Source organism: Acinetobacter sp. 1207_04 (assembly GCF_052850415.1).
Map to the genome: position 1 here is coordinate 71,840 of NZ_VXCQ01000002.1, position 23,854 is coordinate 95,693.

Below are 23,854 nucleotides of genomic sequence, written 5' to 3' on the forward strand. Positions count from 1 at the left end.
CAGAAACAAGGTTGCAGTATACTATGATCGTCAAAAAATGTATGAATATATATGTATATCGGTCCGTATCAACTGTCAAATAATTTAATCGTTGCTCCGATGGCGGGTGTGACAGATCGCCCTTTTAGAACACTTTGTAAGTACTTTGGTGCAGGGCATGCGGTCAGTGAAATGATGACATCAGATCAAACTTTACGAATGAGTAAAAAAAGTTTGTATCGTGCAAATTTTGATGGCGAACTTGCGCCTATTTCTGCACAGATTGCAGGTTCTGAGCCTCAAGAATTAGCTGAAGCAGCACGTTATCAAGTGGCGAATGGCGCACAAATTGTCGATATTAATATGGGTTGTCCTGCTAAAAAAGTCTGTAGCAAGCTTGCAGGTTCGGCATTACTCAAAGATGAAGATTTGGTTGCGCGTATTTTAGATACAGTTGTTGCAGCGGTTGATGTCCCTGTAACCTTAAAGACACGTTTGGGTTATTTGAATGGTAATGAAAATATCATGCGCGTTGCAAAACGTGCTGAAGAAGCAGGCATTGCAGCACTTGCTTTACATGGTCGTACACGTGAAGATATGTATTTAAATACAGCACGTTATAGCTTGATTAAAGACGTTAAAAGCATGCTATCGATTCCCGTCATCGCCAATGGTGATATTGATAGCCCTGAAAAAGCCAAGTATGTATTGGATTATACCGGTGCGGATGCAGTCATGATTGGACGTGCTGCGCAAGGTCGTCCGTGGATTTTTCGTGAAATTGCCCATTATTTACAAACAGGTGAGCATTTAGCAGCGCCTGAAATTCAAGAAGTCAAAGATGTACTTTTAGGGCATTTATCTGAGCTATATCAGTTTTATGGTGAATATTCAGGTTGCCGTATTGCACGTAAACATATTGCTTGGTACACCAAAGGCTTACGTTCGAGTAATGAATTTCGTCAAAGTATGTATAAGGTTGAAAATACTGCTGATCAGGCTAAAGTGGTTGAAGCGTATTTCAATCATTTACTTTCGGAAGGAAACATTATGAGCGATGTTCAAGTTGAGCAAGTGAATTTACTCGATACTAAATAAGTTGAAATATAGAGAAATTAAAGTTGCCTTTGTCGTATGGTTGAATCAGTTTAGTGTGAGAATTTGTTAGGGAAAATAGATGGATTTAGACAGTTTATTGCTCATGGCGCAATACAATATTTGGGCAACTCAGCGGCTATGTCAAAATTTAGAAAGTGTATCTGATGATGATTTTTATAAAGATGTAGGGCTTCATTTTAAGAGTATATTTGGAACTTTGAATCACTTATTACTCGGTGAACATTATTTATGGTATTCGCGATTTGCACAGGGAATATCACCAAGCTTAAAACTCAATAATATTATTGAAGCAGACCGAAATAAGAGTTTAGAGCAATTACGATTAAAGTCTTATCAGTGGCTTCCCTTTATTGAAACACTCGATCATGAACGTTTACACGGAAATTTAAGCTATACCCGAGTAAATGGTGAACAGTTAACGTTACCATTTATGCCAACTTTATTGCATGTTTTCAATCATGGTACGCATCATCGTGGACAGGTTACAGCTGCTATGACAGCAATGGGTTATGAATGTCCAGAATTGGATTTGGTTTATATGCTTGTAGAACAAGGGAGTGCCAAAGCCAATTCTAATCAGGCATAACTACATCAAATATGCTTTATATTTGATTCATTTCTAAAATCAATTGATTAATTAAATCTCTTGCTTCAAGTTCACGAATTTGAGCGACATTACTACCTGCCCAAAAAGCGCCATAACCAACATCGCCATTTTTTATAGCCAAAGCATTCAACTGTTTAGCAAGATCATAAGCATAAGGATAAGGTGCAGTTTTAGGACGTTCAGGTAAATCAATTTCCATTTGCCAATGGTTGATAATGCCGCGTGCAGGACGACCTGAAATACTTGCAGTCACTTGAGTAATCGGTTGATTCAGTAAGGCTTGACGATAAGTAGAGTTGGCACTTGAAGTTTTACATTGGACGAATGCTGTCCCAAGTTGCACAGCACTTGCACCCAAGTTCAGCATGTATTTGATTTGTTGTCCATTCATAATACCACCCGCTGCAACTACGGGCAGAGTGCAATTTTGAGTGATCAATCGAACTAAATCTGCAGTTGTAATCGCTGCATCAAAAGTAGGATTGAAAATACCACGATGTCCTCCTGCTTCAATACCTTGAGCAATAATGATATCGATGCCTGCCTTTTCAATGGCACGAGCTTCAGCAAGATTGGTTGCAGATACTAAAGTTAATATACCTGCTTCTTTGAGTTTGGTAATTTGATGTGGATGTGGAATGCCAAAATGAAAACTCACAGCTTTGGGTTTAGTTTCTAAAACTAAATTGAGAAAGTCATCATTATCTTTAAAACTTGGATAAATACGTTTTAATTCCGTCGGTGCAGGGCTATTGTATTTTTCAAATACAGGACGAATGTAATCAATCCAAATTTGCTGTGATTCAGCACTAGATTCAACAGATTCATGGCAGAAAAAATTAACTTGAAAGGGATGATCGGTTAGGACTTGCGTGTCTAAAATTTGTTTACGTGCAGATTCAACAGAATTTGCACCTAAGCCGAGTGAACCAAGTCCACCTTGATTGGATACTTCGGCGGCTAACTCCGGAGTTGAAACGCCTGCCATTGGTGCGAGTAAAATCGGGTGTTTAATGCCGAGTTGTTGGACGAAAGACATACGCTTGCTCCTGTTGTTGATCGGATTACTTTGCCCAAGCCTTTAGTAATATGCAAATTATGTTGGTTATTTATTTAAAAAATGTATTTTAAATATACCTTATTGGTGAGCTTATATTGTTTGCCTTAAATAATCAGACAGTGTTGGACTTTACTGTCTTCATTTAAAAGGCGTAGTGTATTAAAGCGGTGTCACTTGGAACATCGATCCAATCCAACTTGAAAAAGCCATGGCTAAAATACCCCACATCGTGACACGTAAACTGCCTTTCCATAACGATGTTCCTGCATAATAACTCGATAATGCACCAAGTAAGGCAAGAGAAATCACACCAACAATGATTACTGATGATTCAATATATTGCTCAGGCGTAAATAAAATGGATAATGTTGGAAATAATGCACCCATTGAAAAGGATAGGGCAGAATACAGTGCCGCTTGAATTGGTTTTGCAGATGTGGCATCAACAATACCAATTTCATCTCGCGCATGGGCTGCAAGTGCATCTTTATCCGTCAATTGAACAGCGACTTCATGTGCTAATTCAGGTGAGAGTCCGCGATGAATATAAATTTGTGTCAGTTCTTTAAGTTCTAAATGCGGATTGCGGTCTAACTCTTGAGCTTCAAATTTTAAATCGGCTTCCTCAATGTCAGCTTGTGATTTGACAGAAATATACTCACCCGCAGCCATAGAGGTTGCACCTGAAATTAAGCCTGCAATACAGGTAATTAGCAATGTGTGTGTAGATGCACCACTGGCAGCCATTCCCATAACAAGGCTTGTTACCGAAATAATGCCATCATTTGCCCCTAAGACTGAGGCACGTAACCATCCTGTACGATGGATAAAATGTTGCTCAGGATGTTGTGAATATGACATTATAAATGATTCTCAATATTATTTTAGTGGGTGCAATGTTAATGTAATTGCGTTACGTTGTCATGCTTGGTATGGATCACTTTTTACTTAAAAATAGTCCTGCAAATACGGCACCAATCGTTGCAAGGAACATATCTTTGTGTGCATCCCAAATATCACCTTGTTGGCCGTTGTAGTTTTCGGCTTCTTCGGGAGATAAGCCAATAGCAATCCACCATTCAATCCATTCATAAAATAAACTGCTTGCCATGACAAATTGAATCACCAGAATAAACCATATTTTGGGACTTAGACTGGGTAACCAAACTTGAAATAGTCGATAAAAAAATGGATATAACAATAGACCATAAAAAAAATGTACTAAACGATCGAACATATTACGATCCCAACCCATGGCGTTGTTCAGGTCAAAATGTAGATATTGAATCATCCAATCATTATAGGGGACATAAGAATAGAGATAATGTGCCGCTAAAACATGCACAAGTAAAAAGCATATATAAAGGAGGAATGTAGAGAAACTCAGTCCAATTTTCTTTTGACAGAGAATCAGTACAATCAACATGAAAGCCGTACCGACTTGATGCAATAGATAAGATGAAAATTCTAATGGATGGATGCTGGCAAGTATGATTGCAATAAAAAGTATAGTTAAAGTGAACCAGTGTTTTTGAGTGAAGCTGTGATAGATTGTTGTATGGAGCATGTTATTGTTTTCTTACGTTTAGTCCATGCTAGTTTAAACAGAATAGAATAAAAAACGAAGCCGAAGCTTCGTTTTTTAAGAATGATGTTTGTAAGTTTTTAGATTTTTGAAATTAAATCTTTAACTTGTTTTGCTTGCTCAGCGGCATTACCTGTATAAGTTGCAGGTGTCATTTCGGCTAAACGTGCACGGTCTGCTACTGGTACAGCTTCAAGTTCGTTACCATTGACAAAATCAACCATCATGTCACGCGTCATTGCTTGACCACGAGTCAACGCCTTTAATTTTTCGTATGGTTTTTCCACATTGTAACGACGCATAACGGTTTGAATTGGTTCAGCCAATACTTCTTGTGCATTGTCTAAATCTTCATTAATGCGTGTTGCATTGAGCTCAAGTTTACCAATCCCTTTTAAGCATGCTTCAAAAGCGATTAAGCTTTGTGCTAAGCCAACACCCATGTTACGAAGAACAGTTGAGTCAGTCAGATCACGCTGCCAGCGAGAAATTGGCAATTTTTCGCCAAGATGAGCAAGGACTGCATTGGCAAGACCTAAGTTTCCTTCAGAGTTTTCAAAGTCAATCGGGTTTACTTTGTGTGGCATCGTTGAAGAGCCTACTTCGCCATCTTTCAAACGTTGTTTGAAGAAACCTAGAGAGATATAACCCCAAACATCACGGTTAAAATCGATTAAGATTGTATTGAAACGGCGTAATGCATCGAACATTTCAGCGATGTAATCGTGTGGTTCAATTTGTGTGGTGTACGGGTTGAAATCTAAACCTAAAGATTCAACAAAAGCTTGCGAATGTGCAGGCCAGTTAATTTCAGGGTAAGCAGAGTAGTGAGCGTTATAGTTGCCTACAGCACCATTAATTTTACCTAACAATTCAACTTGTTTAAATTGTTTGATTTGACGTGCAAGGCGGTAAGCCACGTTTGCCATTTCTTTACCCAAAGTTGTTGGGCTTGCAGTTTGGCCATGTGTACGTGACAACATAGGTTGTTCTGCATGTGTTTCAGCAAGAGTTGCAATCGCATCAACGATTTGTTGCATAGATTCAACAAGGACTTCACGACCGCTTTTGAGCATTAATGCATGAGACAAATTGTTAATATCTTCAGATGTACACGCAAAGTGAATGAATTCACCTGCATTTTTAAGCTCATCAATGTGTGCAATTTTTTCTTTTAGGAAATATTCAACCGCTTTTACATCGTGGTTCGTTGTACGTTCAATGTCTTTAATGCGATTGGCATCGGCTTCGGAGAAATCAGTCAAAATCGCATCTAAAGCTGTATTGGTTACAGTAGAAAATGGTGGAACTTCAGTGATTTCAGGACGATTTGCAAGCGCTTGCAACCAACGTACTTCAACGGTCACACGAGCATGGATTAAGCCAAACTCAGAGAGGAAAGGACGAAGAGCATCACATTTGCTAGCGTAGCGTCCATCTAATGGAGAAAGTGCGGTTAAAGCGTTCATAACGATTCCTTAAAGGCTGGAATTAAACGTAAAACAAAAAAGCGTGTTACACATCAGTTAAACCACCTGATACTGTAAACGAGCGAGATCCTGAATATCTTGAAGTAACTTACGTTTACTGAAAATCATATTCCACGAACTACCACCGAGCTGTCGCCACAAGTGCGCCATCTGTAAGCCTGTAAAGAGCGAAGCACGAATACGGTTGGTATGGGATGAATCTTTAAATGCCTCAGCATTGCCGCGAACCATAATGCGAGGATTAATTTGTCCTGCTGTTTCTACATAGGTTTGCGCTAAGTTGGCAATAATGCTGGGGTGCATATAATTATTGTCGAAAAAAGACAGTTGTCGCAGTATTTTTTGCTGAGACTGCTCAATAATTTCGACATATTTAGGGTTGCTATAAACCTTTTTTTCCAATGCTAAAAGCGACATGGCATAGGACATGGGTAGTTTTGCAGCGGATAGTTTAGGCAATTTTGATTTAGGTGAGGTATTGAACGGCTGACTAATACTACTTTCTAATGTTTTTAGACCAAGTGAGATATCGGCCAATTGGGTAAAAAAATTGAGTGTTTGGCATGATGCAGTTTTACTTGAACGAATATTAAGGCTAGCTTTTATCAATTGTTCAAAATAAAAGTTGCTACTGTCCCCCACGTTTTGGCGACCAGATAGGGCTGTCATATGCGTTAACTGTGTTGCCTGAAAAACGGCAGCCAACGCCAAAGCTCTATTTTGACGTTGGTTGAGTGTTTGAGGCTGTTGAAAGGGCAACTCAACCATGCCTAATTCCTTTACACATTAATGATCATGATGTTAGTCAATAAAATCAGGTTTTGGTGCATTGGTATGATGAATAACACCACCACCTAAACACACTTCATCTGTATAGAATACAACGCTTTGACCTGGAGTAACAGCACGTTGCGGTTCATCAAACTCAACACGTACTCCATTGGATGTATTGCTATCTTTAAACAATGTACAGGCTTGATCGGCTTGGCGATAACGTGTTTTTGCAGTACAGCGGAAACCTGTTTCAGGAATTGCTTGTTCACCTGCAACCCAGTCAATCGCTTCAGACCACAGCATAGTGCTTTGCATGAGCGGATGTTCGTGGCCTTGACCAATCACGAGGCGATTATTTTCAATATCTTTATGTAGAACAAACCAAGCACCTTCTTCAGTACCTTTTAGTCCACCAATACCAATGCCGCCACGCTGACCGAGCGTATAGTACATTAAGCCGTGATGATCACCAACCACTTTCCCATCATCAAGTACGATTTTACCTGGTTGTGCCGGAAGGTATTGTTTTAAAAAGTCATTAAAACGGCGTTCACCAATAAAACAAATACCTGTAGAGTCTTTTTTCTTCGCAGTTGCTAGACCTAGTTCTTCTGCAATCTTGCGTACTTGAGGCTTTTCAATTTCACCAACAGGGAATAATGTCTTATTAATTTCACGGCCATGTACAGCATGTAAAAAGTAAGTTTGGTCTTTGTTATTATCTACACCACGTAGTAAAGGTGCATATTGATCACCTTTAGAATTGGTTTGTGTTGCGCTACGACGACAGTAATGACCTGTAGCAATAAAGTCTGCACCTAAGTTTACGGCGTGATCTAAAAAAGCACGAAATTTAATTTCTTTATTACATAAAATGTCAGGATTTGGCGTTCGACCCGCAGCATATTCTGCTAGAAAATGCTCAAACACACGATCCCAATATTCCATTGCAAAGTTTGCTGTATGTAGTTTGATGCCAATTTTATCGCAGACGGCTTGCGCATCGGCAAGGTCATCCATAGCGGTGCAATATTCCGTACCATCATCTTCTTCCCAGTTTTTCATGAAAAGCCCTTCAACTTGATATCCTTGTTGAAGTAAAAGTGCAGCAGAAACAGATGAATCTACACCACCCGACATACCGACGATGACACGTTGTTGCATAGGATTAGGCATCCAAATTTGAGATGAAAGGAGAGTTTTGGTGCTCATAGATGAGCGAAAGTGGGTATTTTTGCCCAGAAAGCGCATCTTGTACAGCTTTAATCACTAAGGGGCTACGTGCGCGAGCGGTTTCGAGTAATTCATCGAGTGTCATCCACTTTGGGCCGACAATGCCTGTATCAAGTTCAGCTTCAGGGAAATATTCAAGTACATGCGCTAAAAAGCAAAATCTATAATAAGTACGGTCAGGAAACATAGGGGGGGTATAAGTATAAATGCCAAGTAAGGCATCGACATCGACCGCATGACCTGTTTCTTCCATGGTTTCACGAATTGCCGCTTGAATAATAGATTCACCTGCTTCGACATGACCCGCAGGTTGATTGAACACAGTATGCATTACACCTTCGCCATGTTCTTCTACAAACAGGAATTTTCCGTCTTTTTCGACAACGGTTGCAACAGTAACGTGGGCAGTCCAAGCGGTCATGATCAGCACCATAGGAAAGAGAGGGCTTATTCTACAAAATTTAGAGCGTGGTGGCTATGTCGATTTACGATTTCTATGTTTAGACGACTTTAAATTGTAAGAGATGATCATACATAGTATTGCTAGGAAAATCCTTGCCAAGGATTGTGTCATTACAATAAATCGAGTAGTTTGTTGTGCATGAAATTGTAGGACTGTGATGATGCAAAATGATTCCCAAAAAAAATCCCGTATTATTCTGTTTGGAACCTTAGCAGTCATGATTCCAATCGTAATTTTGGCGATTGTTTTTTTTGCGGCAAAAAATGATGCAGAAAATAAACGTGAATATGATCAAATTCGATTGGAACAAGCTCAGAGAATTGCAGAGCGTGAAACTCAAGAAACGGCTGAACATGTTTCAACTGTAGTCGCACATTAAGTGCTTTTATTTTTAGTGAATAATATCTTTTTTTAATGTTCGAATACTTGGGATTTCGGTATAACGAGAAACCTTGTAACCTGCCTGAGTTAACATCTTATCTCGCATTGCATCTTCCTTCTTCTTGCCAATGTGGGAAGGATCATCAAGTTCAATAATTGCGATCACCTGCATTTGCATATCTAAAATCACAAAATCAGTCACTTTACGATTGAATTTCGCTCGTAGTTTATATTGTTGGCTGGTGATCAGTGCGCTAAAGGCGACTTGTGCAAGAATGTGGTGTTGTGGAAAAGCTTCATTTAAACGGAGAAACATTTTTTGTTCAAATGGGGTAATCACTCTGCGAGCATAATAATCTTGAGAATGAAAAAAACGCTGTCCAAAAAGAATAAACAAGAGTGCCAACGTTGCACAGCAACCAATGAAAAAAAAGACTAACTGTGATGTGTCAGGCATGAGAATGAAAAAATCAGTTAAATAAGAAAAACCCACTCAATTGAGTGGGTTTTCAGAATTTGGCTCTCCAACCTGGGCTCGAACCAGGGACCTGCGGATTAACAGTCCGTCGCTCTACCGACTGAGCTATTGGAGAATCTGATGCGCATTCTATGTGGCAAATGCGAATCGGTCAAGGAAGAAAGTCATAAAAAGCCATATTTTTTATTTAAATGTTTTAAAAATAAGCATTATTAAGTTTAATTGAACATTATGCTTATATGATTAAAGGTAAATGGATTGCCTTTTATTTTAAGAGGAGGCTACAGTATTATCTTTATGTGATTTGGCATTATTGAAGAGCTATTTTAGAAAATATATGCATAAAAAAGCCCACTTCATAATGAGTGGGCTTTTTAGAATCTGGCTCTTCCACCTGGGTTCGAACCAGGGACCTGCGGATTAACAGTCCGTCGCTCTACCGACTGAGCTATGGAAGAATAGATGGCTCTCCAACCTGGGCTCGAACCAGGGACCTGCGGATTAACAGTCCGTCGCTCTACCGACTGAGCTATTGGAGAATCTGATGCGCATTCTATGGATGAAATGGAAAGTGGTCAAGCAAAATGACAAGAAAAAAAGGTTAAGTGTTTTTTTATTGTTCAGATTCGAAGTTTTTGCTTATATATTGATTATTTTTGAAGTTTTTAAACTCATTTGGGTGAATGATTTGATTATATTTCAACATTTTGTATTGTCAGTGCTTAAGTTTTTTCAATAATTTTTATATTTTGATCTTATATTGCAGTCATAAAGAAGTATGGATTGTAAAAATTATAAATTTTTACATAGGTGTTTTTCACGGAATAGGAAAAAACAACTCTATTGTTTAATCCATTTTAAACTGGGTTCAATTTATTGAGTACACATGTATCATTCAATATAAAAAAATCGCCCAAATGGACGATTTTTTAAAGAATTAAAATTTTAATTCTTATTTTTCAACGCCAGCAGCAAGACCTGCATATTTAGCGTTTGCATAATCCCAGTTTACAAGGCTTTCAAGGAAAGTTTTGATGTAAACAGGACGTGCATTACGGAAATCGATGTAATAAGCATGTTCCCAAACGTCAATTGTTAATACTGCAACTTTGCCATGAGCAAGTGGAGTATCTGCATTTGCAGTTTTAAGAATAGAAAGGTCACCATTTGCTTTATCAGCAACTAACCAAGCCCAACCTGAGCCGAATTGAGTTGTTGCAGCGGCAGCAAATTCTTCAGCAAATTTTTCATAAGAACCGAAAGCCTCATCAATTTTAGTCGCTAAAGCACCAGTCGCTGCGCCGCCACCATTTTTAGCCATACAGTTCCAATAGAACGTGTGGTTCCATACTTGAGCAGCATTGTTGAACACACCTGCTTTAGAAGCATCGCCTGCAACAGCAACGATGATTTCTTCTAAAGTTTTACCTTCAAGGTCAGTACCTTTGATCAGGTTGTTTAGGTTTACAACATAAGTGTTGTGGTGTTTGTCATGGTGAAATTCTAAAGTTTCTTTGCTGATGTGCGGTGCAAGATCTTCGTAACCATATGGAAGTGCTGGTAAAGTAATCGTTGTCATGTTTTCAATTCCTTGCTTTTTGCTGGGTTTTGACATTAAGTGGCTTTATTGTAATAGATTCTAAGAGTAAATGTGCATTGCGACAAATAACAATACACAATAATGTCTGAATTTATACGAATAAAGAAAAATGCCAAAATCAGATCGATGAAAATAACCCAAAATATTAAATCGGATTGTTCAATTCGAAATAACTATACTCAATATTAAACTGTTCTGAAATAGCTTTGGCGAGTCGTTGCACACCATAGCGTTCAGTTGCATGGTGCCCACAGGCATAATAATGCACATTTAATTCTTTGGCTTCATAGAAGGTGCGCTCTGAAACTTCACCTGAAATATAGGCGTCACAGTTCATTTTTGCTGCTTGAGCAATAAAATCTTGTGCACCACCTGTACAGAAACCAACTTTTTGAATGAGTGATTTTTCTGCAGGTAAGTGAATCGCATTAAAACCTAATTTTTCAGTGACTAAGTTTTTGAAGCCTTCAGGTGAGATGGCATTTTTTAAATAGCCAATATTGCCAATAGGATGACGCTCACTAGGATCTAAAGGTTCAATATTGTCTAACTCTAAAATATCTGCAATGGCAGCATTATTTCCTAAAGTTGGGTGACTATCTAAAGGAAGATGGTAGCCGACCAAAGAAATATCATTTTGAATGAGTGATTTAATCCGTTTACCACGCATGCCTGTAATAGGGTAGGCTTCACCTTTCCAAAAAAAGCCATGATGTACAAGTAACAGGTCAGCATTTTGAGCAATTGCTGCATCAATCGCATCTTGGGATGCAGTCACCGCGCATAAAATTTTACGTACTTCAGTCTTACCTTCAATTTGTAAGCCGTTTGGTGCGTAATCTTTGAATTCTGCTGCTTTGAGGGTGTGATCACACCACTGAATAATGTCCTGAAGTGTTGTCATATCAAACCTAAAATAGAACAAAAAAATATACAGACATCAAAGCATATTTTGAATTGTAACTAAAGCTGAACAAATCTTTAAAATGAAATTTAGGTATTGGACTAAAATTTGATTACAATAATGAAAATGTTAGATTCATCAATATATTAAAAAAAATTCGAGGATAATACAGTGCGCCGTTCATTTACTTGGTTACCTTGGGTATTACTTGTGATTGTGATTGCTAGCTTTATCGGTTGGCAGAAGTTCCATCAGCCAAAAGCACCCATTTCAGCTGATGGTGTGAAAATGCCTGCGGAAAAAGTTGAACCGTTGGTCGATACGACCCGTACAGGTGGGGTAGTTTCTTATAATGCTGCGGTAAAAGTAGCAGCACCTGCTGTGGTCAATATTTTTACGACACAAAAAGTAAAACAAAAACATCCTTTACTTAATGATCCTGCATTCCGTGAATTTTTTGGTAATCAAATACCTGAAGAAAATCAGGGTGATAGTGAAAATAGTTTAGGTTCAGGCGTGATTGTGCGCCCAGATGGTTATATTTTGACAAATAATCATGTGATTGCGCAGGCTGATCAAATTGTTGTTGCATTACAAGATGGTCGCCGTGCAGTTGCGAAAGTGATTGGTACAGATCCCGATACCGATATCGCAGTAATTAAAATTGAGCTTGATAAATTACCCGTTTTACCTTTTAAACTCAGTGGTAATGAAGTCGGTGATGTTGTTTTAGCGATTGGTAACCCATTTGGTGTAGGGCAAACGGTGACACAAGGGATTATTTCTGCGACAGGTCGTTCAGATTTAGGAATTAATACTTACGAAGATTTTATTCAAACGGATGCTGCGATTAATCCTGGTAACTCAGGTGGCGCGTTGATTGATGTTGCAGGAAATTTAATTGGTGTCAATACGGCTATTTTTTCTCAATCCGGTGGTTCATTGGGCATTGGTTTCGCGATTCCTGCAAAAATCTGTCAACAAGTGATGAATTCGATTTTGAAAGATGGTCGAGTCGTTCGTGGATGGTTAGGCATTAGTCTAATGGCACCGCAACAAGATGATGTGTTGAAACCGCGTCAAGCAGGTGTAGTCGTTGCAGATGTGTTGAAAACAGGGCCGGCAGCAATGGCAGGGTTGAAAGTGGGTGATAATATAATTAAAGTAAATGATGAAGTCATTACATCAACTTCACATCTAATTAATTATGTTGCGCTTCAAGCACCAAATTCTGAGATTAAAATTGTGGTCATTCGTGATGGTAAACAACTTGATCTAACCGTGAAAGTGGGTGAGCGTAAGGTTCAGCCAACTAACTCTCAGTTCATTCCGTTACCGCAACGTTAATTTTGAATTATGTTTAAATAAAAAGCTCTGACAATTCAGGGCTTTTTTTTATGATTAAAAAAATGATATTTTCATGAGCATCACAAGTGATATAAAAAAGCATGCTATAAGTGATAAGACGTATTGTTGTAATACGAAAATAAGCATTAAAACAATGATTCAAAAAGGATTTTAAAAATGGATAGACTTGAACAGACTAGACCAAGTCATATTAAGGAGGCTGAGTGGAATGCACGTTGTGAATTGGCAGCCCTGTATCGACTGATTGCCTATTATAAAATGACCGATTTAATTGATACCCATATCAGTTTACGTGTACCTAATGAACCAGAACATTTTTTAATAAATTGTTATGGTGTGACTTTTGACCGTATGAAAGCATCTGATTTGGTTAAAATTGATCATGAAGGAAGAATTGTTGAAGAATATGATCAAGGTAAAATGGTAAATGTTGCTGGTTTTGTTATTCATTCAGCTTTACATCATGCACGCGAGAATATCCACTGTGTCATTCATACCCATACTGCTGATGGAATTGCGGTTTCAGCACAGGAGCAGGGTTTATTGCCACTATCACAACATGCACTCAAATTTTATAACAATATTGCCTATCATGAGTACGAAGGTATTGCATTTTCAACGGCTGAGCGTGAGCGTTTAGTTACAGATATGGGGCAGTATAGATGCATGATTTTGCGTAATCATGGATTATTATCCACAGGAGATAGTGTGGCTCGGGCATTCCATGAAATCTACTTTTTAGAGCGAGCTTGTCAGGTGCAAATTAAAGCCATGAGTAGTTCTACATTACACTATCCTAGTGCGGAAGTTTGTGCATATACAGTGAAGCAGTTTGAGAGTGATGCTGCCGAACCGATTATCCAAATTGCATGGAAAGCGGCATTGTCTTTAATAGAAAATCAACAAATAGATTATTGTTCTTAATCTTTATTCAAAACAAAAAAACCAGTGTCGAAACACTGGTTTTTTTGTTTGTTCACTTTCAATAAGAAATTAACTTTCTTGTTGAATGCCTGCAACTAACCAATCTTGTGTCGAACCAACAGGTTTCACAAAATGCCAAATTTCAGAGAATGGGACAGGTGCACTGTTTAAGTCTTCACTGACTGTACCAGTAAAACGTACGCTGACAATGAATTGACCATTGTCAGTTGCGCTATCTGCAACCATTGCATTTAGGTTTGAAAATTCAGCAACATCTTGATCTTGGTTCGTCATAATGTCGTTATACATCGACTGGTAAAGATCAGGTGTTAAATAACGCTGAATTTCAGTGATATTGCTTGCCGTATTCATTGACTGAATGTGATTGAAACGCTGACGAGCAATACGTAAGAATGCAGCAGGTTCAGTACCGTCGGGTAACTGGTTTCCACTTTGAGTAGATGCAGAACCAAAAGGTGCTTGAACAGGCGCACCGCCACCGACTGATTGACCAAAAATATTGGTGTTCGTGCCTGAAGCAGTACGTTGTGTTGCATTATTCTGACCAAACGGTGCAGATGTAGGACCTGCATTGTTTGGTGCATAAGGATTATTGGTTGTTAATTTTTTTTTTGCGCCGAATTTACGGAACAAGAAGAATGCAGCACCACCAATCACAAGAAGCCAAATCCAACTAGGGATTCCACCTTTCTCTTCTTCCTGTTGAGCTGCTTGTGCTTGCTGTTGTGCAGTCGCATCAGTTTTTGCAGGATTAGCATTGTCATCCGCCATTGCATTGGCAGCAACCGCACCAATTGCAGCACCAGCAACACCAGCTGCAACCATACCACCGACACCTGGACCAGATTTCTGTGGTGCTGTAGCAGGAGCCATCGGTTGTTGAGCAGGGGTTGCTTGGCGGGTTTGCTGAGATGACTGACTTGGAGCAGCAGAACGGCTCATACCATGACTTTTACCGCCACCAGCACGTTTCGCTTCAGCTAAAGGAGCAACCACTAAAGTTGCCATTAATAGACCTGCCATCAAGCCACGCTGTCGAACTTCCATTGAGAATTCCTATTTTTAATAAATCAAAAAGTATCAATGTTCTTTATGCAGTCTTTTGCTATGAATTTCAATGGATGTGTTAGATTTTTGGACTAAAATTCACACAAATATAACGAATATTTTTAAAGAGGAATAATGAGGTTGTCAGATATAAATTTAAAAAATAGCTATGAAGTTGAATGCGTTTATCATATGAGATGAATTGATCTTTAAAAAGAGAATTCAGCGGATATTCTTAACGCTGAATTCTCAAAAAGTACTTTTAAAATTATTTTTTATAACTGGTGGTCAAAATTATGATTCATCACTGAGTTGCATTGCTTCTGTCAAAGCTTCGTGTAAACGAGCTACTGCAATAATTTGTACACCGGGAATGTTTTTTTGTGGTGCATTACCACGTGGGACAATAATGTATTTGAAACCATGTTTAATGGCTTCTTTTAAGCGTTCTTGACCGTTAGGTACGGGGCGAATTTCACCTGATAATCCGACTTCACCAAATACAGCTAAATGTTGAGGAAGCGCTTTGGAGCGTAAACTTGAAGCGCAAGCCAGTAGTACCGCAAGATCTGAACCTGTTTCAGTAATTTTTAAGCCACCCACAACATTGACATATACGTCTTGTCCTGAGGTTTGAACACCGCCATGGCGATGCATGACGGCAAGAAGCATATTTAAGCGGTTTTGCTCTAAGCCAAGTGCAACACGACGAGGCTGTCCATGAGCATCATCAACTAATGCCTGTACTTCAACTAAAAGTGGACGTGTGCCTTCTCGGCTAATCATTACAATTGAACCGGGAATGGCTTCATCATAGCGACTAAGGAAAATTGCAGATGGATTGGCAACTTCTTTTAGACCTTTATCGGTCATACCAAAAACACCGAGTTCATTGACTGCACCAAAACGATTTTTGACTGCACGAATCATACGGTAGCGCGAATCAGACTGTCCTTCAAAATATAAAACGCAATCGACCATATGTTCTAGTACACGAGGACCTGCAAGAGAACCTTCTTTGGTTACATGACCGACAATAAATAGTGCAGTGCCACTATTTTTCGCAAAACGTGTGAGTAGCGCGGCAGATTCACGAATTTGTGAAACTCCACCTGGCGCAGATTGTAATGTTTCGGTATAAAGCGTTTGAATTGAGTCAAGGATGGCAACAGCAGGCCGTATTTGAGCTAAAGTTTCACAAATACGTTCTACGCAGGTTTCTGCCATGACTTGTAGTCGATCTGTCGGTAAATCAAGTCGATTGGCGCGTAAAGCCACTTGAGAAAGAGACTCTTCACCTGTTACATAGAGTGCTGAACTATTTGCGGCTGCCATATAAGTGGCAGTTTGTAACAAAATGGTCGATTTACCAATACCCGGATCACCACCAATCAGTACGACAGATCCTGTGACCAGACCACCGCCCAATACACGGTCAAATTCACCTATTCCCGTGCCTAGACGTGTTTCATTGGATACGGTGATTTGATTAAGCAAGGTAACATTGGCAGCTTGTCCTGTATAACCGCCACCCATAGGTTTAGCACGATGTGTGACCGTTGGCTCAATACGAACTTCGGTTAAAGAATTCCATTCACCACACTCTGAACATTGACCTGCCCATTTAGAATGGTCAGCACCACATTGTTCGCAACGGTAAACAGATTTAACTTTAGCCATAATTGAGATCATCCATAAAAAGCTCAATCACTATACATGATTTTACTAGTGATTTTAGAAGATGATTTTAATGAGAAAATGAGACTATAAAAAGTGGATTAAAGAAAAGAGCGACTATTTTTGTCGCCCTGATGCGATGCTATTTTTGTTTAATAATCTAAATCAAGAAATTATACTTAGTACAATTCACCTGATTTTCGTTTATCCAAAAAGTCTTTGGTTTCTTTCACAATAACGGTTGACAGAAGTAAGAGTGCAATTAAGTTTGGAATTGCCATGAGACCATTAAATGTATCTGCGAAGAGCCATACTAAATCTAGTGTTGCGACTGTGCCGATAAACACTGTAGCGATATAAATCAGGCGATAAATGAGAACAAATTTTTCACCTAATAAATAAGTTGCGCATTTTTCCCCATAATAGCACCAACCTAAAATTGTAGAATAGGCAAAGAAGATAATACCAAAAGTGACAACCCAACCACCGACACCAGGAAGTAATCGATCAAAAATATGGGTGGTCAATACTGCACCTGTTTCCGTACCAAATGTATTACCTGCAACAATATATCCCATAACAAGTACAATGCCTGTAATACTACAAACAATAATCGTGTCAATAAATGTCCCTGTCATAGAGACTAGACCTTGACGAACAGGGTGATCGGTTTTAGCTGCTGCAGCAGCAATGGGCGCAGAACCCATGCCAGCTTCATTTGAGAAGACACCTCGCGCTACACCATAGCGAATCACTGCACCAATCGCACCTCCAGCAACAGCCTGACCTGTAAAAGCATCGACAAAAATGAGTTTGAGTGCGGGAATTACCAAATTTAAATTTGTTAAAATAATGGCTAAACCACCTAATACATAACCAATTGCCATAATAGGAACGATGAATGTTGCAGCTTTTGCAATGGATTTAATACCACCTAAAATGACCAATGCAGAAAATACCGTAATGACAACACCTGTAATCCACGTTTCAATGCCCATACTGTTTTGTACAGCGAGTGCGACAGTGTTGGATTGGACTGAGCTACCAATTCCAAAAGAAGCAATGGTTCCAAATAGGGCAAATAAAACAGCAAGCCATTTCCACTTGAGACCATGCTCAATATAGTACATAGGCCCGCCTGATTTTTGCCCATTTTCATTTGTGGTTCTATACTTTACTGCAAGCACAGCTTCACCGTATTTGGTTGCCATACCTACAAGTGCGGTCATCCACATCCAGAAAACTGCCCCAGGACCACCGAGTACGCATGCAGTGGCGACCCCAGCAATATTGCCTGTCCCAATGGTCGCTGACAGTGCAGTCATAAGTGCACCAAAATGGGAAATATCACCCTCATGATCTTTAGATTTTTCATGACGACCAAAGACTTGCTTAAAGGCAAAAGGAAGTAAGCGGAATTGTAAAAACATCAGTCGAAAGGTGAGAAATACACCTGTTCCAACCAGTAAAATCAGCATATAAGGTCCCCAGACCCAAGCGCTGAGTGTTTCCATAATCGATTGAATATTTTGCATAGTACCTTCTTTTTATCTGTCCATTTTTATACATAACAGCCTGATTAAGCGAGCAATTGTTATGCCATCCTTGTTATTTTGATGATGCACTATTCTATTTTTCGTGGTATTGATTACTCCTTAATTAATTTTTATGACTGATCTATATTGTTTTTTTCAATCTTTTTCTTTTTTGACATAGATTTAATTGAGATACAAGTCCGAATGTTTTTCTATAATGCTAAAATCATAATAAATTTTAATATATGATTTTTATTATTTTATTTTAATAGAGCTTAAATGTTGTAGTGGTCGTAGTTTGGTGTATTTGACCGTTGTTTAAAAACAAGTGGTAATAATTAATAATCAGTTCAAAAAAAAATTTTTACTTTAGAAAAAAATCAGCTAATTTGTGAAGACTATTTGCTTTAGTCGAATTAAAAAATGTCAAATGGAAATTACAACGCTTCCGAAGGTGGAGAGTTAGCAAGAAGTCTTTCAAATAGACACTTGCAGTTAATCGCGATTGGTGGTGCGATTGGTACAGGGTTATTTATGGGGTCAGGTAAGACCATCAGTTTAGCTGGACCCTCAATTTTATTTATTTACATGATCATTGGTTTGATGGTGTTTTTCGTCATGCGTGCGCTTGGTGAATTATTACTTTCAAATTTACAATACAAATCATTTATCGATTTCTCTACAGACTTAATTGGTCCTTGGGCAGGTTATTTTGTCGGATGGACCTACTGGTTGTGTTGGATCACGATTGGTATCGCAGATTTATCGGCGATTATTTATTACTTACAGTTTTTCAATAACGGACTACCCTTTAGTCCAACTGAAGGTGCTTTGATTAGTGTTGCCGCTATTTTTTTTATCATGGGGCTAAATTTAGTCACTGTAAAATTGTTTGGTGAACTCGAGTTCTGGTTTGCACTGATTAAAATTATTGCAATTGTCGTACTGATTTTAGTCGGTTTTTGGATGATCTTTACAGGCTTTGAATCTGCTGCAACAGGTCAAGTTGCTTCATTTACCAATCTTTGGTCTCATGGAGGTTTTTTCCCGAAAGGTTTTGAAGGCTTCTTGGCCGGCTTCCAAATTGCAATTTTTGCATTCGTAGGTGTTGAGCTCGTCGGTACAACGGCTGCGGAAACCAAAGATCCTGAAAAGAATTTACCAAAAGCGGTAAATTCAATTCCAATTCGTATCATTTTCTTCTATGTATTGGCATTGATTATTGTGATGTCAGTAACACCGTGGAATGCTATTGATCCAAAAGTCAGCCCATTTGTAAACTTGTTTAGCCAAGCAGGTATTGCTGCTGCTGCAATCATTATGAATTTGGTGGTGTTATCTTCAGTGATGTCATCAATGAACAGTGGTGTATTCTCAACAAGCCGTATGTTATTTGGTTTGTCACGTGAAGAGCAAGGTCCGAAAGCATTTGGTCGCTTAAATAAACGCGCTGTACCAGCAAACGCATTGTACTTTTCAGGTGTGTGTTTATTAGGTGGGGCTGCATTACAGTACTTTGTACCAAATACCGTTGAAGCCTTTACTTTGGCGACAACACTATCAACCATCTTGTTTATTTTGGTGTGGATTATCATTTTGTGGAGCTACTTGGTGTATTACAAAACACGCCCAGAGTTACATGCAAAATCGGTATTTAAACTACCAGGTGGTCCAATCACATGTTATGTGGTTATGGCATTTTTTGTTGGTACGATTGGTATTTTAGCTTTAGAACCAGATACACTTAAATCTTTGATGGTAAGCCCAATTTGGTTGATTATCCTTGCAATTGGTTATTTTACTTTTTATAAGAAAAAATAATCGCATCGAAGTTGTATGATAAAAAACTGTCGAATGGGAACATTCGGCAGTTTTTATTTTTACGACAGTGTGTGTCGTTTGATATTGGAAAATATTGTTTTTTAATTATTTTATTTTTATATAAATAAATTTAAAGACTAAAAGAGAAAAATATGCCGACCATTGCGACTCAGAAAGAAACGAGTACAGGGAAAATCTAGGATTATTTAAAACTTGAAATTGAGTATCAAATAACAACACTGAAGCAGATTTTTGAACAGTGTATTGTTGCTCAATTTCAGATCATTGCAGATAAAATGTCAACAGATACAGCAGAAAAGGTTTTAAACGTCTAGAGAATTAAAAGATTTATGGCAGCGTGTGAGTGAATTGAGTAAAAATTTAAATATTTACGCCAAAGATTTTGAGCATTATTTTATTCAACAACGTCAATGGGAATATTCTTTTTGGTAAGACCATGTTATTTCACACGGTATTTTGAGATGGATAGGATAATGTGAGTGCGCCATCTCGTTATTGTAATGGGATTCATGCTATTTTAAATATAGATTTTCCATACAATCTGGAATTGCTCACTAATACTGGGGTATATGCATATATTAAAACTCAATATGTTGAGTTCTATAGTGATAATGGAAAATTAGCCTTAGAAAAAGTACCTGAATAGTTTTGTCTGAAGTGATGAGAAATGTTGATTACTTAATTCAGGGTTGTTCAATTGGTTTGGATTTATCTTAGATTTGCATGGTTTTCCTGAAGATATGCTTCAATATTATCAGGTAGGTCATCCATATTCGAATAGTCAGTTGATAGCCACTCGCGGACATACGCTCGATTTAATTGTATCTAAACTGAATATTGCAGCACAGTGACGTTTAGAACAAGCATTTATTTACGTTGTAGGAACGAACACTGCATGAATACAAAATTCATTTAGGTACAGGGCGCATATTTGGATGTCACTGAATGATCATTATTTATGTATTGTGCCTGAAAAGTGTTTGGAGGATATCTCGCTACAAAGCATTTTATTGCCTTTTGAAGATGATGAAATGCTGAGCCCGATTTTAAGTAAAATTTTGCTACTAAGTACAGATGATCAGATTAAAGCTCAACTAATTCTCAAGCAAATACAGGCAACATAAGCACGTAACTTGCTATTTTAGTAGCTTAACCTATTTCACTTATATGAAAAGCCTATGAGTAAATCGTGGGCTTTTGCTTTTATCGTACAAGTGATCAGGCTATACTTTAGAAAATCGTTTTATTGGGTACAGTGATGTATCGTACTATATTAAATTCACACAAAATTGCCTTATTGTCACTGAGTATTTTTTTGACAGCTTGTGGTCAGACAGGGTCTTTACAGTTGGCAAATGATGTAAATGTCGACAAACGTGCAAAATATTTGATTTATCCAGATCAGCCTACACAGATGAAAGAGCAAAGCCAAAAATCTGTTGCAACGACACATTCATCTGCTGCATCTGAAGCAGTCGCTCAATAATCTACATTTAAACGTTCATTGAAAGGATACATTCATGAGTTTTTCCCGCATTAATGGGGTATTGCATGCAGAGCAATGTTCACTCGAACAGCTTGCACAGCAATTTTCGACGCCGCTTTATGTTTATTCAAAAGCAGCATTTGAAAAGCATTATTTAGATATGGATCAAGCATTCAATTTTATTGATCATCAAATTTGCTTTGCAGTAAAGTCGAACTCAAATATTGCGGTGTTGAATGTCCTCGCTAAACTTGGTTCAGGTTTTGACATTGTTACAGGTGGTGAGCTTGCGCGTGTTTTAGCTGCGGGCGGTGATGCCTCTAAAATTGTATTTTCAGGTTTAGGCAAGCAAGAAGGTGATATCCAAAAAGCACTTGAAGTGGGTATTGCTTGCTTCAATGTCGAATCTTATGCCGAGCTTGATCGTATTCAAAAAGTGGCTGAAAAATTAGGTAAAAAAGCCCCGATTTCTTTACGTGTTAATCCTGATGTTGATGCCAAAACACATCCTTATATTTCGACAGGTTTGAAAGAAAACAAGTTTGGTATTCCCTCAGATGTGGTTTTTGAAACTTATCAATATGCAGCATCATTGCCAAATTTAGATGTGGTAGGTATCGATTGCCATATTGGTTCACAGTTAACAGAAACACAGCCTTTTGTTGATGCGCTTGATCGTGTTATCTCAATGATTGATCAATTAAAAAAATTGGGCATTAACTTAAAGCACATCGATATTGGTGGTGGTTTAGGGGTGACCTATAAAGATGAAACGCCACCAACTGTAGCTGAATATGCCAATGCGATGCGTCCTGCGCTCGAAAAATTGGGTATGAAAGTGTACATGGAGCCAGGTCGTAGTATTTCTGCCAATGCAGGTGTTTTGGTGACTAAAGTTGATTTGTTAAAACCGACCAATCACCGTAACTTTGCCATTATTGATGCTGCAATGAATGACTTGATCCGCCCATCTTTATATCAGGCATGGATGGATATTCAGCCTGTGACAGTACGTACAGATGTCGATGCGAAAGAGTGGGATTTGGTGGGTGCAATTTGTGAAACAGGTGATTTTCTTGGTAAAGAGCGTGAGCTAGCACTGAAAGAAAATGATCATTTGGCTGTACTTGGTGCAGGTGCATACGGTTTTGTGATGAGTTCAAATTACAATACTCGTGGTCGTGCAGCAGAAGTGATGGTCGATGGTGATCAGGCACATGTGATTCGTCAACGTGAAACGATTGAGTCATTGTGGGCAAATGAATGTTTATTGCCACAGGAGTAAATGAAAATGTTATTTGAATTTACAAAAATGCATGGCTTGGGCAATGATTTTGTAGTGATTGACCTGATTTCTCAGCGTTTAATGCTCGATAAAACGACCATTCAACGTATGGCAGACCGTCATTTTGGCATTGGTTTTGATCAGCTTTTGATTGTTGAACCACCTGATTTACCCAATGTTGATTTTAAATATCGAATTTTTAATGCAGATGGCTCAGAAGTTGAACAATGTGGTAATGGTGTACGTTGTTTTGCACGTTTTGTGCATGAACGTCAGTTGACCAATAAAACTAAATTTAAGGTACAAACGACTGCAGGGATTGTTGAGCCTGAACTGGGTGCAAATGGTTGGGTGCGTGTCAATATGGGCTATCCAAAGTTTTTACCTGTGGAAATTCCATTTATTGCAGAAGAACCTGAAGCTTTGTATGACATTGATTTGCTTAATAATGAAAAATTGAGCATTGATGTGGTTAATATGGGCAATCCACATGCAGTGACAATCGTTCCTGATGTGCTCACCGCTGATGTGGCAAATATTGGTCCACAAGTCGAGTCACATGAGCGTTTTCCACATCGTGTCAATGCTGGCTTTATGCAAATCATTGACGGCAAGCATGCGCGTTTACGTGTATTTGAACGTGGTGTGGGTGAAACTATGGCATGTGGTACAGGTGCTTGTGCTGCTGCTGTTTCTGGTATGCGCCGTGGCTTACTTGAAAAGTCGGTTAAAATTGAACTTGCAGGCGGTACATTACAAATTGAGTGGGAAGAAGGCGGTGTCGTGTGGATGACAGGTCCGACTGCAACAGTATATGAAGGTCGTACCGATTTACGTTTATTTCAAAGTTAAATGGCTATTATTTTTAAAAATCTGTTTAAAAGACCCTGAATTAATTTCAGGGTCTTTTACATAACAAAGCTTAAATTACTGATTGAATGTATTCATAATGATTTTAATATAATGTTGATGATATAACAAAGAAGAATAGGTAAA

At 38.5% G+C, this 23,854-nt stretch carries 23 protein-coding genes and 3 tRNA genes; 10 read left to right on the forward strand and 16 right to left on the reverse strand.

Translation table 11 applies throughout. The features are described from left to right. The first annotated feature begins 51 nt into the window (after nucleotides 1-51). Entirely contained in the window at nucleotides 52-1,077 is a 1,026-nt protein-coding gene (gene dusB / locus FW754_RS02250; protein ID WP_446323734.1) for a tRNA dihydrouridine synthase DusB, read from the forward strand. A 79-nt stretch (nucleotides 1,078-1,156) separates the two neighbouring features. Continuing rightward, nucleotides 1,157-1,684 carry a DinB family protein gene (locus FW754_RS02255; RefSeq protein WP_446323735.1) on the forward strand — a complete coding sequence of 176 codons (528 nt, stop codon included), beginning with the start codon at nucleotides 1,157-1,159 and terminating at the stop codon, nucleotides 1,682-1,684. 16 nt (nucleotides 1,685-1,700) lie between these two features. On the opposite strand, the gene FW754_RS02260 is transcribed toward FW754_RS02255, so the two are convergent. The 7 genes from FW754_RS02260 to FW754_RS02290 form a co-directional block, all read right to left on the reverse strand. Next, on the reverse strand, nucleotides 1,701-2,744 hold the full coding sequence (locus tag FW754_RS02260) for an NAD(P)H-dependent flavin oxidoreductase (protein WP_446323736.1): 1,044 nt from the start codon (nucleotides 2,742-2,744) through the stop codon (nucleotides 1,701-1,703). Between the two features lie 180 nt (nucleotides 2,745-2,924). Beyond that, nucleotides 2,925-3,626, reverse strand: a complete 702-nt coding sequence (locus FW754_RS02265) for a VIT1/CCC1 transporter family protein (protein WP_446323737.1) — start codon at nucleotides 3,624-3,626, stop codon at nucleotides 2,925-2,927. Nucleotides 3,627-3,702: 76 nt separating this feature from the next. Next, complete coding sequence (locus FW754_RS02270) at nucleotides 3,703-4,332, reverse strand: DUF2238 domain-containing protein (protein WP_446323738.1); 630 nt, start codon at nucleotides 4,330-4,332, stop codon at nucleotides 3,703-3,705. Nucleotides 4,333-4,430: 98 nt separating this feature from the next. After that, nucleotides 4,431-5,819 (reverse strand): adenylosuccinate lyase, encoded by a 1,389-nt coding sequence (gene purB / locus FW754_RS02275; protein WP_409511924.1) that lies wholly within the window; start codon nucleotides 5,817-5,819, stop codon nucleotides 4,431-4,433. A 57-nt stretch (nucleotides 5,820-5,876) separates the two neighbouring features. After that, a complete protein-coding gene (hflD, locus tag FW754_RS02280) occupies nucleotides 5,877-6,608 on the reverse strand; it encodes a high frequency lysogenization protein HflD (protein ID WP_409511925.1) in 732 nt (243 codons plus the stop codon). Between the two features lie 33 nt (nucleotides 6,609-6,641). Then, complete coding sequence (mnmA, locus tag FW754_RS02285; RefSeq protein WP_446323739.1) at nucleotides 6,642-7,778, reverse strand: tRNA 2-thiouridine(34) synthase MnmA; 1,137 nt, start codon at nucleotides 7,776-7,778, stop codon at nucleotides 6,642-6,644. Nucleotides 7,779-7,782: 4 nt separating this feature from the next. Continuing rightward, nucleotides 7,783-8,268: an NUDIX hydrolase gene (locus FW754_RS02290; RefSeq protein ID WP_446323740.1), complete on the reverse strand. Its 486-nt coding sequence runs from the start codon at nucleotides 8,266-8,268 to the stop codon at nucleotides 7,783-7,785. Between the two features lie 202 nt (nucleotides 8,269-8,470). Here FW754_RS02290 and FW754_RS02295 point away from each other — a divergent pair, with 202 nt between their 5' ends. Then, entirely contained in the window at nucleotides 8,471-8,689 is a 219-nt protein-coding gene (locus FW754_RS02295) for a hypothetical protein (protein WP_446323741.1), read from the forward strand. Nucleotides 8,690-8,701: 12 nt separating this feature from the next. Here the strand turns inward: FW754_RS02295 and FW754_RS02300 are convergent, their stop codons facing one another. The 6 genes from FW754_RS02300 to FW754_RS02325 form a co-directional block, all read right to left on the reverse strand. Then, the gene (locus FW754_RS02300; protein WP_446323742.1) at nucleotides 8,702-9,148 is read right to left on the reverse strand and encodes a DUF2726 domain-containing protein; all 447 of its coding nucleotides are present in this window, start codon (nucleotides 9,146-9,148) and stop codon (nucleotides 8,702-8,704) included. Between the two features lie 60 nt (nucleotides 9,149-9,208). After that, nucleotides 9,209-9,284, reverse strand: a tRNA-Asn gene (locus FW754_RS02305). Between the two features lie 267 nt (nucleotides 9,285-9,551). Next, nucleotides 9,552-9,627 (reverse strand) — tRNA-Asn (locus FW754_RS02310). Between the two features lie 5 nt (nucleotides 9,628-9,632). Continuing rightward, nucleotides 9,633-9,708 (reverse strand) — tRNA-Asn (locus FW754_RS02315). A 413-nt stretch (nucleotides 9,709-10,121) separates the two neighbouring features. After that, a complete protein-coding gene (locus FW754_RS02320; RefSeq protein WP_409511930.1) occupies nucleotides 10,122-10,748 on the reverse strand; it encodes a superoxide dismutase in 627 nt (208 codons plus the stop codon). A gap of 166 nt (nucleotides 10,749-10,914) precedes the next feature. After that, the gene (locus tag FW754_RS02325) at nucleotides 10,915-11,673 is read right to left on the reverse strand and encodes a Nif3-like dinuclear metal center hexameric protein (protein WP_446323743.1); all 759 of its coding nucleotides are present in this window, start codon (nucleotides 11,671-11,673) and stop codon (nucleotides 10,915-10,917) included. A gap of 171 nt (nucleotides 11,674-11,844) precedes the next feature. On the opposite strand from FW754_RS02325, the gene FW754_RS02330 reads away from it, so the two are divergent. Further along, a complete protein-coding gene (locus FW754_RS02330; protein WP_419345932.1) occupies nucleotides 11,845-13,020 on the forward strand; it encodes a S1C family serine protease in 1,176 nt (391 codons plus the stop codon). A 177-nt stretch (nucleotides 13,021-13,197) separates the two neighbouring features. Next, nucleotides 13,198-13,965: a class II aldolase/adducin family protein gene (locus FW754_RS02335; protein WP_409511933.1), complete on the forward strand. Its 768-nt coding sequence runs from the start codon at nucleotides 13,198-13,200 to the stop codon at nucleotides 13,963-13,965. A 69-nt stretch (nucleotides 13,966-14,034) separates the two neighbouring features. Here the strand turns inward: FW754_RS02335 and FW754_RS02340 are convergent, their stop codons facing one another. The 3 genes from FW754_RS02340 to FW754_RS02350 all read right to left on the reverse strand — a co-directional run bounded on the left by FW754_RS02340 (nucleotide 14,035) and on the right by FW754_RS02350 (nucleotide 18,245). Next, nucleotides 14,035-15,033 (reverse strand): Tim44 domain-containing protein, encoded by a 999-nt coding sequence (locus FW754_RS02340; RefSeq protein WP_446323744.1) that lies wholly within the window; start codon nucleotides 15,031-15,033, stop codon nucleotides 14,035-14,037. Nucleotides 15,034-15,327: 294 nt separating this feature from the next. After that, complete coding sequence (gene radA, locus FW754_RS02345) at nucleotides 15,328-16,713, reverse strand: DNA repair protein RadA (RefSeq protein ID WP_446323745.1); 1,386 nt, start codon at nucleotides 16,711-16,713, stop codon at nucleotides 15,328-15,330. A 176-nt stretch (nucleotides 16,714-16,889) separates the two neighbouring features. Then, nucleotides 16,890-18,245 (reverse strand): alanine/glycine:cation symporter family protein, encoded by a 1,356-nt coding sequence (locus tag FW754_RS02350; protein WP_409511936.1) that lies wholly within the window; start codon nucleotides 18,243-18,245, stop codon nucleotides 16,890-16,892. Between the two features lie 423 nt (nucleotides 18,246-18,668). On the opposite strand from FW754_RS02350, the gene FW754_RS02355 reads away from it, so the two are divergent. The 5 genes from FW754_RS02355 to dapF all read left to right on the forward strand — a co-directional run bounded on the left by FW754_RS02355 (nucleotide 18,669) and on the right by dapF (nucleotide 23,710). Next, the gene (locus FW754_RS02355) at nucleotides 18,669-20,066 is read left to right on the forward strand and encodes an amino acid permease (protein WP_409511937.1); all 1,398 of its coding nucleotides are present in this window, start codon (nucleotides 18,669-18,671) and stop codon (nucleotides 20,064-20,066) included. Between the two features lie 956 nt (nucleotides 20,067-21,022). Next, the gene (locus tag FW754_RS02360) at nucleotides 21,023-21,211 is read left to right on the forward strand and encodes a DUF7737 domain-containing protein (protein WP_409512118.1); all 189 of its coding nucleotides are present in this window, start codon (nucleotides 21,023-21,025) and stop codon (nucleotides 21,209-21,211) included. 134 nt (nucleotides 21,212-21,345) lie between these two features. Next, nucleotides 21,346-21,573 (forward strand): LPS translocon maturation chaperone LptM, encoded by a 228-nt coding sequence (lptM, locus tag FW754_RS02365; RefSeq protein ID WP_446323746.1) that lies wholly within the window; start codon nucleotides 21,346-21,348, stop codon nucleotides 21,571-21,573. Between the two features lie 34 nt (nucleotides 21,574-21,607). After that, nucleotides 21,608-22,858, forward strand: a complete 1,251-nt coding sequence (gene lysA / locus FW754_RS02370) for a diaminopimelate decarboxylase (RefSeq protein WP_446323747.1) — start codon at nucleotides 21,608-21,610, stop codon at nucleotides 22,856-22,858. A gap of 6 nt (nucleotides 22,859-22,864) precedes the next feature. After that, nucleotides 22,865-23,710 (forward strand): diaminopimelate epimerase, encoded by an 846-nt coding sequence (dapF, locus tag FW754_RS02375; RefSeq protein WP_409512121.1) that lies wholly within the window; start codon nucleotides 22,865-22,867, stop codon nucleotides 23,708-23,710. Nucleotides 23,711-23,854 lie beyond the last annotated feature (144 nt).

What these genes read in the sequence shown, in the direction of transcription:
- lysA (WP_446323747.1), top strand. Translation starts at nt 21,608, where the DNA reads ATGAGTTTTTCCCGCATTAATGGGGTATTGCATGCAGAGCAATGTTCA.
- FW754_RS02355 (WP_409511937.1), top strand. Translation starts at nt 18,669, where the DNA reads ATGTCAAATGGAAATTACAACGCTTCCGAAGGTGGAGAGTTAGCAAGA.
- dusB (WP_446323734.1), top strand. Translation starts at nt 52, where the DNA reads ATGTATATCGGTCCGTATCAACTGTCAAATAATTTAATCGTTGCTCCG.
- FW754_RS02270 (WP_446323738.1), bottom strand. Translation starts at nt 4,332, where the DNA reads ATGCTCCATACAACAATCTATCACAGCTTCACTCAAAAACACTGGTTC.
- FW754_RS02350 (WP_409511936.1), bottom strand. Translation starts at nt 18,245, where the DNA reads ATGCAAAATATTCAATCGATTATGGAAACACTCAGCGCTTGGGTCTGG.
- FW754_RS02335 (WP_409511933.1), top strand. Translation starts at nt 13,198, where the DNA reads ATGGATAGACTTGAACAGACTAGACCAAGTCATATTAAGGAGGCTGAG.
- FW754_RS02360 (WP_409512118.1), top strand. Translation starts at nt 21,023, where the DNA reads ATGTCACTGAATGATCATTATTTATGTATTGTGCCTGAAAAGTGTTTG.
- FW754_RS02295 (WP_446323741.1), top strand. Translation starts at nt 8,471, where the DNA reads ATGCAAAATGATTCCCAAAAAAAATCCCGTATTATTCTGTTTGGAACC.
- FW754_RS02265 (WP_446323737.1), bottom strand. Translation starts at nt 3,626, where the DNA reads ATGTCATATTCACAACATCCTGAGCAACATTTTATCCATCGTACAGGA.
- mnmA (WP_446323739.1), bottom strand. Translation starts at nt 7,778, where the DNA reads ATGCAACAACGTGTCATCGTCGGTATGTCGGGTGGTGTAGATTCATCT.
- FW754_RS02325 (WP_446323743.1), bottom strand. Translation starts at nt 11,673, where the DNA reads ATGACAACACTTCAGGACATTATTCAGTGGTGTGATCACACCCTCAAA.
- FW754_RS02320 (WP_409511930.1), bottom strand. Translation starts at nt 10,748, where the DNA reads ATGACAACGATTACTTTACCAGCACTTCCATATGGTTACGAAGATCTT.
- FW754_RS02340 (WP_446323744.1), bottom strand. Translation starts at nt 15,033, where the DNA reads ATGGAAGTTCGACAGCGTGGCTTGATGGCAGGTCTATTAATGGCAACT.
- FW754_RS02260 (WP_446323736.1), bottom strand. Translation starts at nt 2,744, where the DNA reads ATGTCTTTCGTCCAACAACTCGGCATTAAACACCCGATTTTACTCGCA.
- FW754_RS02255 (WP_446323735.1), top strand. Translation starts at nt 1,157, where the DNA reads ATGGATTTAGACAGTTTATTGCTCATGGCGCAATACAATATTTGGGCA.
- hflD (WP_409511925.1), bottom strand. Translation starts at nt 6,608, where the DNA reads ATGGTTGAGTTGCCCTTTCAACAGCCTCAAACACTCAACCAACGTCAA.
- FW754_RS02300 (WP_446323742.1), bottom strand. Translation starts at nt 9,148, where the DNA reads ATGCCTGACACATCACAGTTAGTCTTTTTTTTCATTGGTTGCTGTGCA.
- dapF (WP_409512121.1), top strand. Translation starts at nt 22,865, where the DNA reads ATGTTATTTGAATTTACAAAAATGCATGGCTTGGGCAATGATTTTGTA.
- FW754_RS02290 (WP_446323740.1), bottom strand. Translation starts at nt 8,268, where the DNA reads ATGACCGCTTGGACTGCCCACGTTACTGTTGCAACCGTTGTCGAAAAA.
- radA (WP_446323745.1), bottom strand. Translation starts at nt 16,713, where the DNA reads ATGGCTAAAGTTAAATCTGTTTACCGTTGCGAACAATGTGGTGCTGAC.
- purB (WP_409511924.1), bottom strand. Translation starts at nt 5,819, where the DNA reads ATGAACGCTTTAACCGCACTTTCTCCATTAGATGGACGCTACGCTAGC.
- lptM (WP_446323746.1), top strand. Translation starts at nt 21,346, where the DNA reads ATGTATCGTACTATATTAAATTCACACAAAATTGCCTTATTGTCACTG.